Source organism: Actinomadura logoneensis (genome assembly GCF_003428695.1).
Lineage (GTDB): Bacteria > Actinomycetota > Actinomycetes > Streptosporangiales > Streptosporangiaceae > Spirillospora > Spirillospora logoneensis.
This window is the reverse complement of the sequence record NZ_QURH01000703.1, coordinates 1-3,080: the sequence shown is the minus strand read 5'-3', so window position 1 is coordinate 3,080 and position 3,080 is coordinate 1. Positions and strand designations below refer to the sequence as shown.

The 3,080-nt window shown below is 72.8% G+C and carries 5 protein-coding genes; 2 read left to right on the top strand and 3 right to left on the bottom strand.

What is annotated here, in order from left to right:
• The 3 genes from DZF91_RS25915 to corA all read right to left on the bottom strand — a co-directional run.
• Positions 1–280 (bottom strand): hypothetical protein (locus DZF91_RS25915; RefSeq protein ID WP_117359811.1); only part of this gene is annotated, 280 nt, incomplete at its 3' end.
• 115 nt (positions 281–395) lie between these two features.
• A complete protein-coding gene (locus tag DZF91_RS25910) occupies positions 396–617 on the bottom strand; it encodes a hypothetical protein (protein ID WP_117359810.1) in 222 nt (73 codons plus the stop codon).
• 140 nt (positions 618–757) lie between these two features.
• Positions 758–1,729: a magnesium/cobalt transporter CorA gene (gene corA / locus DZF91_RS25905; protein WP_117359812.1), complete on the bottom strand. Its 972-nt coding sequence runs from the start codon at positions 1,727–1,729 to the stop codon at positions 758–760.
• A 75-nt stretch (positions 1,730–1,804) separates the two neighbouring features.
• Here corA and DZF91_RS25900 point away from each other — a divergent pair, with 75 nt between their 5' ends.
• Together DZF91_RS25900 and DZF91_RS25895 are read left to right on the top strand one after the other, a co-directional pair.
• Positions 1,805–2,500 (top strand): histidine phosphatase family protein, encoded by a 696-nt coding sequence (locus DZF91_RS25900; RefSeq protein ID WP_117359809.1) that lies wholly within the window; start codon positions 1,805–1,807, stop codon positions 2,498–2,500.
• An 11-nt stretch (positions 2,501–2,511) separates the two neighbouring features.
• Complete coding sequence (locus DZF91_RS25895) at positions 2,512–3,060, top strand: DUF3090 domain-containing protein (protein WP_117359808.1); 549 nt, start codon at positions 2,512–2,514, stop codon at positions 3,058–3,060.
• The last annotated feature ends 20 nt before the right edge of the window (positions 3,061–3,080 follow it).

Below are 3,080 nucleotides of genomic sequence, written 5' to 3'. Positions count from 1 at the left end.
CGGTGGGGCCTGCGGCCGGGGGAGCGGTGGGGCCCGCGGGCGGCGCGGTGGGCGGGGTCTGGCCGCCGGGCGCGGCGAGGTCGGGGCGGGGCGTGTGCTTGGCGAGCCAGCCCGCCGCGAACGTGAGCGCGGAGGTGATGAGCGCGGTGACCAGTGCCTGCAGGGGCGCCGCCATCGACGACAGCGCGGGCAGCTTCAACACCAGCCAGCCGACGATGAACCCCGCCACGAGGCTCGCTCCGGTGGCCGCCGTCACTTTGGTCTCGATCGGTGCCGCCATGCCTCACTCCTCAGAGGGACCGCTGGAGAGGACCGGTGCACCCCATGGTCCTCCCGGCGGCGGACGGTGGCCAGCCATCAACGCCACCAGATCCGGGCGAACACCAACGGATCGGTCAGCCGGCCTCCGGGACGGTGCCGAGTTCGCGGATCCTCCGGCGGAGTTCGGCGGCGGTGAACCCGGTCTCCCCGGCGAGGTCCTCGATGCTGTGGCCGCTCCGGGCGGCCTCGGCGCAGGCGGCGACGAGGTCGGCGGCGGCCTGGTCGGCCTCCTCGCGGGCCTGGAGGTAGCGGGCGTTGGCCAGTTCGACCTTGGCGCGGGCTTCGTCGGATTCCACGCGCTAGAGAGTATGGCCCGCAACGTCCCGAAACACGAAGCCTCGCCCGGTGTGTCGCCCACCCGCGCCCGGCTCGGGGCCGTCGACCGGATCGGAACGCCCTCTCGACACCGAGCGGCCCCCAAAGTCCGGTCGCCCGGTCAGAGCCAGCGGTTGCGGCGGAGGATGCGGAACAGGACGAAGCAGATGGCGGCCATGACCACCAGGACGACCGGATAGCCGTAGTGGGTGTGCAGCTCCCACATGTGGTCGAAGTTCATGCCGTAGATGCCCGCGATGGCCGTCGGGACGGCGACGATCGCGGCCCACGCCGAGATCTTCCGCATGTCGTCGTTCTGCCGCTGCCCGAGCAGCGCGAGGTGCGCGCTCAGCACGCTGTTGAGCAGTTCGTTGTGCGCGTCGACCTGGGTGTCCACGCGCAGCAGGTGGTCCAGGACGTCGCGGAAGTACTCGCGGACCTCGTGGTTGTCGGTGACCCGGCCGCGCACGATCTCCTGCATCACGGGGACGAGCGGGTCCTCGGCGCCGCGGAACTCCAGCACCTCCCGCTTGAGCGAGTAGATGTCCTCGGTGACGTCGTCGGCCTGCGGGTCGAACACCGCGCGCTCGAGGTCGATGATGTCGCGCTCCACCTCGTGCACGACGACGCCGTAGCGGTCCACCACCTCGTCGCACACCGCGTACAGCACGGCGATCGGCCCGTGGTGCAGCATCTCCGGGTCGGACTCCAGCCGGTCGCGGACGGGGCCGAGGGGGTTGCCCGCGCCGTGCCGGACGGTCACCACGAAGTCGCGGCCGAGGAACAGCATGATCTCCCCGACCTCGATGTCGGAGGTCTCCTCGACGTAGCTCAGCGTCTTCAGCACGACGAACAGGGTGTCGTCGTAGCGTTCCAACTTCGGCCGCTGGTGCGCCGACACCGCGTCCTCGGCGGCGAGCGGGTGCAGTTTGAGCTCGTCCCGGACCAGGTCGAACTCCTCGGCGCTGGGCTCGAACAGGCCGATCCAGACGAAGCAGTCGCCCTGGCTGCGGGCGGTGTCGAACGCGTCGCTGATGTCGCCGTCGAGGTCCCTGCGGACACCGTCGGCGTAGATGGCCTTGTCCACAATCATGTCGGGCATTGTTGCGCGAACGCTGAAGAATATGCGGGCTGCGCCGGGAAAAGTTGGTCTCGTAGAGTGCTCGCTGTGACGACCCTTCTGCTCGTGCGGCACGGCCGCACCGCGCTGACCGGACCGGTGCTGGCCGGCTGGACGCCCGGCCTCGGCCTGGACGACCGGGGCCGCGCGCAGGCCCGCGACCTGGCGGAGCGGCTGGCCGGGACGCCGCTGGCGGCCGTGGTGTCCAGCCCCCTCGACCGCTGCCTGCAGACCGCCGAGGCCGTCGCCGCCCGCACCGGGACCGAGAAGATCGAGGTGGACGAGCGGTTCGGCGAGGTCCGCTACGGCGACTGGACGGGCCGTCCACTGAAGGAGCTCGCCGAGGAGCCGCTGTGGCGGGTCGTCCAGGAGCATCCGAGCGCGGTGGTGTTCCCCGGCGAGCGGGGGGAGGCGCTCGCCGACGCTCAGCGCCGCGCGGTCGCCGCGGTCCGCGACTGGAACGCCCGGATCGCCGCCGAGCACGGCCCGGACGCGCTCTACCTGGTGTGCAGCCACGGCGACATCATCAAGGCGGTCGTCGCCGACGCGCTCGGCCTGCACCTGGACCAGTTCCAGCGGATCCAGGCCGACCCCGCCTCGCTCACCGCCGTCCGCTACACCGAGACCCGCCCGTTCCTGGTCCGGCTGAACGACACCGGCGGGGAGACCGCGTCGCTGCTGCCGAAGCCGCCCGGCGACGCGCCAGGCAGGGAGGGTGACGCGGCGGTCGGCGGCGGCGCGTAGGGTCTGGTGTCATGCCGGTCATCTCCTACGAACTGCCGGACCGCTTCGTCGCCGGGACGGTCGGCGAGCCCGGCGGGCGCGCGTTCTACCTGCAGGCCCGCGAGGGCCGCCGCCTCACCAGCGTCGCGCTGGAGAAGTTCCAGGTCAGCCTGCTCGCCGAACGGCTGTCGGAACTGCTCGACGAGGTGCTGCGGCGCAGCGGCGGCGCCGCGCACGTGCCCGCGGTGACCCCCGAGGGGCTGCGCGACGACGAGCCGCTGGACGAGCCGGTCGAGGAGGAGTTCCGGGTCGGCACCATGGCGCTGGCGTGGGACCCCGACGACGAGCGGGTCGTCATCGAGGCGCAGGAGGCCACCGGCGACGAGGACGACGCCGAGGTCGGCGAGCCGGACCCGGCGATCGCGGTGCTGCGGGTGCGGATCACCGCCGCACAGGCCCGCGCGTTCGCCGAGCGCGCCCTGCAGGTCGTCGCCGCGGGCCGCCCGCCCTGCCCGCTGTGCGGGCTGCCGCTGTCCGCCGAGGGGCACGTGTGCCCGCGGCAGAACGGCTACCTGGGGTGACGCGCGCCGCGCGGCGGACG